The sequence below is a fragment of the Pseudooceanicola lipolyticus genome (assembly GCF_002786325.1).
GTDB lineage: Bacteria > Pseudomonadota > Alphaproteobacteria > Rhodobacterales > Rhodobacteraceae > Pseudooceanicola_C > Pseudooceanicola_C lipolyticus.
Genome location: NZ_PGTB01000242.1, coordinates 1 through 4,175 on the forward strand (window position 1 = coordinate 1; position 4,175 = coordinate 4,175).

Consider the following 4,175-nt stretch of genomic DNA (forward strand, 5'->3'; position numbering starts at 1 on the left):
GGGCGCGGCGCCGCCGGTGTTCATCCGCCCGCCGGAGGGCGAAGACACACCGCCGCCCGCACCCGCCGCTGCCGGCGCGGCAACGCCCGAGCCGCATGTGCCGGAGGCGGAACCAGTTGAACCGGAAAAGGAAGACCGGGCGATTTCGGGAATCGAGAAGGTGATGCGCCGCAATGCCCGCGCCGGGAGCCACTCGCGCGACCCCGACTAAGCCTTCTTTCCCTGCGCTAAACGCCTATATCGAGGGACAGCGCGTGAATGCGTCCCACCAGATCGCGGCCCAGCGCCGCATGCACCGCCCGATGTCGGGCGATGCGCGATTGCCCGTCAAAAGCCTGCGCCCGGATCCGCACGTTGAAATGGCTTTCGCCGCCCTCGCGAAACCCGGCATGGCCGCGATGGCTTTCGCTATCGTCGACAATTTCCAGCGCGGTCGGGTCAAAAGCGGCCACAAGCCGTGACCGTATTTCGTCACTCACAGTCATATCACCTATTCGCGACACTTTTTTTGCCGCTGCCTCTTCTATCTCTGCTGACTTGGATTAAACTCTCTTCTCCGAGTCGAATTCAAGTGCCAGGAGGGTACTCTTGATGTCCAAAACAGACCCGTTTGGCTTTGATCTTTCGGTCTCCGCCGCCAAAAAGAAAAACCCCCGCGGCCGCCGCGGCATGTCCGGCGCGTCGGAAACCTCGACCCGGATCTGCCATCACGAGGGCTGCAACGAGCCGGGCAAGTTCCGCGCCCCCAAGGCGCCCGACGTGCTGGACGAATATCTTTGGTTCTGTCAGAAGCATGTGCGCGAGTACAACCTGAAGTGGAACTTTTTCGACGGCACAACCGAGGCCGAGATCAACGCGCAGCGCTCCAAGGACAAGGTGTGGGAACGGGCGACCAAGCCGCTGGGCGACCCCGAGACGCGCGCCTGGGCACGGCTGGGCATCGAGGACCCGCATCAGGTTCTGGGCGCCAATGCCACCCAGAACCCGGGCAAGTCCAACGGCGCCACCACCCGCCGGCTGCCGCCCACCGAGCGCCGCGCCATCGAGATCCTGGACGCCAAGGACCACTGGACCAAGGCCGAGGTGCGCAAGGCCTACAAGGCGCTGATCAAGGTGTTGCACCCGGATATGAATGGCGGCGACCGCAGCCAGGAAGAGCAGTTGCAGGAAGTGGTCTGGGCCTGGGACCAGATCAAGGTCAGCCGCAACTTCAAGGACTGAGCCCCGGAACCGCGGGGTGCTCTTGGTGCGGGCGGCGGGAGTCGAACCCGCACGGGCCAAGCCCTAGCGATTTTAAGTCGCTTGTGTCTACCGTTCCACCACGCCCGCCTTGTTGCCTCCGATAGCAACAGACAGCCGCAGCGGCAAGCCGGTCAGATATCCTTACCCAGCGGCGCCAGCGGCCCGCCCGGCCCCGCAAGGCGGCGTTCGGGCAGCCAGGGGTTCAGTTCGAGCGCGTGATCCAGCGCGCTGCGCGCCTCGTCGATGCGGCCAAGACCCATCAGGGTCAAGGCCCGGCCCGACAGCGCGGCGACATGGTTGGGCGACAGCGCGATGGCGCGGTCCAGATCGCGCAGCGCCGGGGTAAAATCCTGCCGCAGGAAATGCACGAAGGCGCGCTGGTTATAGCCTTCGGCATATTCCGGGCAGTACGCGACCAGGCGGTCGAGATCCTTGAGCGCGCCAAGGAAATCATAGGAACTGCGCCGGGTCATGCCCCGGTCCAACATCTCCTGCGCCAGTTCATCCGGCGCGTCGGTCCAGAACCCCCACATGCGGTTGGCAATCTCGCGCGCCTCGGCCTCGGTCCGGGCCGCCTGTACCTCGCCGAGCAGCCCGGCGATCGAGGCGCTGTGATCGGGCGCATCGGGGCAGTCGGCCGCCCCCGGCCCGGCCATCAAGACGCATATAGTCGCTGCAAGCCGTCGCATACCCCATTGCGGCTCGCCAACGGCCAGCGGTCAAGTCACATTTTCGAGCGGCCCCAGCAGCCCGTCTTCCTTGACCGCCTGCATCGCCACGTAGGTCGAGGTCGAGGCGACATAAGGCAGGGTCGACACCTTCTCGGCCAGCACGGCGCGGTATTCGCTCATGCTGCGGGTGCGGATCTTCATCAGATAGTCGAAATTCCCGGCGATCATGTGCACCTGCTCGACCTCGCCCACCCGGGCGACGGCGGCATTGAAGGCGGCGAGCGCCTTTTCCCGCGTATCGGTCAGCCGCACCTCGACAAAGGCAACATGGTCCAGCCCCAGGCGGATCGGGTCGATCAGCGCGCGATAGCCGCGGATGATCCCCTCGGCCTCCAGCCGCCTCAGCCGCGCCTGGGTTGGTGATTTCGACAGGCCGATGCGGCGGGCGAGGTCGGCGATGCTGATCCGGCCCTCGCTGGCCAGAACGCTCAGAATCATCCGGTCAAACCGGTCCAGCCCCGGCCAGTCATTCTGCATTGCAAATCCCCCAATTTTCGGTCCATTGTCCTGATGATGAGGCAAAATCCGTCGATTGTCCCGCCATTTTCGCGATATACCGGGAGAGACTTAACGGAGTTCCCCGATGACACCCCCGCTTCGCACCCGCATCGACTCGGGCAAATACCAGGACGAGGCGGCGCTGATCGCGGCGCTGACCAAGACCGCTGCGCTGACGCCCGAGGACCGCAGTGCCATTTCCGCCGCCGGCGCCAACCTGGTGCGCGCGATCCGGTCGCAATCGGCCCCCGGCCTGATGGAGGTGTTCCTGGCCGAATACGGGCTGTCCACCGATGAGGGCATCGCGCTGATGTGCCTGGCCGAGGCGCTGTTGCGGGTGCCCGATGCCGACACCATCGACGCGCTGATCGAAGATAAGATCGCGCCGTCGGACTGGGCCAAACATCTGGGCCATTCCGCCTCGCCGCTGGTCAATGCCTCGACCTGGGCGCTGATGCTGACCGGGCGGGTGCTGGACGATGACCGCCCCGGCCCCGCCCATGCGCTGCGCGCCGCGATCAAGCGGCTGGGCGAACCGGTGATCCGCACCGCCGTCGGCCGCGCCATGCGCGAGATGGGCCGCCAGTTCGTGCTGGGCGAGACCATCGGCGCGGCGATGAAACGCGCCGCCTGGATGGAGGCCAAGGGTTATACCTACAGCTATGACATGCTGGGCGAAGCGGCGCGCACCGAGGCCGACGCGGCGCGCTATCACCTGAGTTATTCGCGCGCGATCTCGGCGATTGCCGAGGCCTGCAATTCGGCCGATATCCGCGAGAATCCCGGCATCTCGGTCAAGCTCTCGGCGCTGCATCCGCGCTATGAGGTGGCCCAGGAAGCGCGGGTGATGGCCGACCTGGTGCCGCGCCTGCGGGCGCTGGCGCTGTTGGCCAAATCCGCTGGTATGGGGTTGAATGTCGACGCCGAAGAGGCCGACCGCCTGGCGCTGTCACTGGAGGTGATCGAGGCGGTGCTGGCCGAGCCGGCGCTGGCCGGCTGGGACGGCTTCGGCGTGGTGGTGCAGGCCTATGGCCCGCGCGCCGGCCTGGTGATCGACACGCTGTATGACATGGCCAGCCGCCATGACCGCAAGCTGATGGTGCGGCTGGTGAAAGGCGCCTATTGGGACACCGAGATCAAGCGCGCCCAGGTGATGGGAATGGAGGGCTTTCCCGTCTTCACCCGCAAGACGGCCACCGACATTTCCTATATCGCCAATGCACGCAAGTTGCTGGGCCTGACCGACCGGATCTATCCGCAATTCGCCACCCATAACGCCCATACGGTCAGCGCCATTCTGCACATGGCCGAGGACCAGCCCTTTGAGTTTCAGCGCCTGCACGGCATGGGCGAGGCGCTGCATCAGATCGTCAAGGCGCGCCACGCCAGCCGCTGCCGGATCTACGCGCCGGTGGGGGCGCATCGCGACCTTCTGGCCTATCTGGTGCGCCGCCTGCTGGAAAACGGCGCCAACAGCTCCTTCGTCAACCAGATCGTCGACGATTCGGTGCCGCCGGAAACCGTGGCCGCCGACCCCTTTGCCGCGCTGGCCCCGGCGGAGACGCCGCTGCCCGCCGGTTCCGAGCTGTTCCTGCCCGAGCGCATCAATTCCAAGGGCTTCGATCTGACCCATGCGCCGACGCTGGCCGCCATCGACGCCGCCCGCGCGCCGTTCCGCAGCCACGCCTGGCAGGCCGCGCCGCT

At 66.1% G+C, this 4,175-nt stretch carries 6 protein-coding genes and 1 tRNA gene; 3 read left to right on the forward strand and 4 right to left on the reverse strand.

The features are described from left to right. Positions 1–211: hypothetical protein (locus CVM52_RS27195; protein ID WP_205965021.1), on the forward strand; the 211-nt coding region annotated here is incomplete at its 5' end. Between the two features lie 16 nt (positions 212–227). Here CVM52_RS27195 and CVM52_RS24100 read toward each other — a convergent pair. Beyond that, positions 228–485, reverse strand: a complete 258-nt coding sequence (locus tag CVM52_RS24100) for a BolA family protein (RefSeq protein WP_100164853.1) — start codon at positions 483–485, stop codon at positions 228–230. Between the two features lie 106 nt (positions 486–591). Between CVM52_RS24100 and CVM52_RS24105 the strand changes: the two genes are divergently transcribed. After that, positions 592–1,221: a J domain-containing protein gene (locus tag CVM52_RS24105; RefSeq protein ID WP_100164854.1), complete on the forward strand. Its 630-nt coding sequence runs from the start codon at positions 592–594 to the stop codon at positions 1,219–1,221. 23 nt (positions 1,222–1,244) lie between these two features. Here CVM52_RS24105 and CVM52_RS24110 read toward each other — a convergent pair. From CVM52_RS24110 to CVM52_RS24120, 3 genes are all read right to left on the reverse strand, one after another. After that, positions 1,245–1,329: transfer RNA gene (locus CVM52_RS24110), tRNA-Leu, on the reverse strand. A 44-nt stretch (positions 1,330–1,373) separates the two neighbouring features. After that, positions 1,374–1,931, reverse strand: coding sequence for a tetratricopeptide repeat protein (locus CVM52_RS24115; protein ID WP_133119969.1), 558 nt, complete (start codon positions 1,929–1,931; stop codon positions 1,374–1,376). Between the two features lie 30 nt (positions 1,932–1,961). Next, entirely contained in the window at positions 1,962–2,450 is a 489-nt protein-coding gene (locus tag CVM52_RS24120; protein WP_100164856.1) for an Lrp/AsnC family transcriptional regulator, read from the reverse strand. 106 nt (positions 2,451–2,556) lie between these two features. On the opposite strand from CVM52_RS24120, the gene CVM52_RS24125 reads away from it, so the two are divergent. Then, a partial coding sequence (locus CVM52_RS24125; protein WP_205965022.1) for a proline dehydrogenase family protein occupies positions 2,557–4,175 on the forward strand: 1,619 nt, incomplete at its 3' end.

What these genes read in the sequence shown, in the direction of transcription:
- CVM52_RS24100 (WP_100164853.1), bottom strand. Translation starts at nt 485, where the DNA reads ATGACTGTGAGTGACGAAATACGGTCACGGCTTGTGGCCGCTTTTGAC.
- CVM52_RS24105 (WP_100164854.1), top strand. Translation starts at nt 592, where the DNA reads ATGTCCAAAACAGACCCGTTTGGCTTTGATCTTTCGGTCTCCGCCGCC.
- CVM52_RS24115 (WP_133119969.1), bottom strand. Translation starts at nt 1,931, where the DNA reads ATGCGACGGCTTGCAGCGACTATATGCGTCTTGATGGCCGGGCCGGGG.
- CVM52_RS24120 (WP_100164856.1), bottom strand. Translation starts at nt 2,450, where the DNA reads ATGCAGAATGACTGGCCGGGGCTGGACCGGTTTGACCGGATGATTCTG.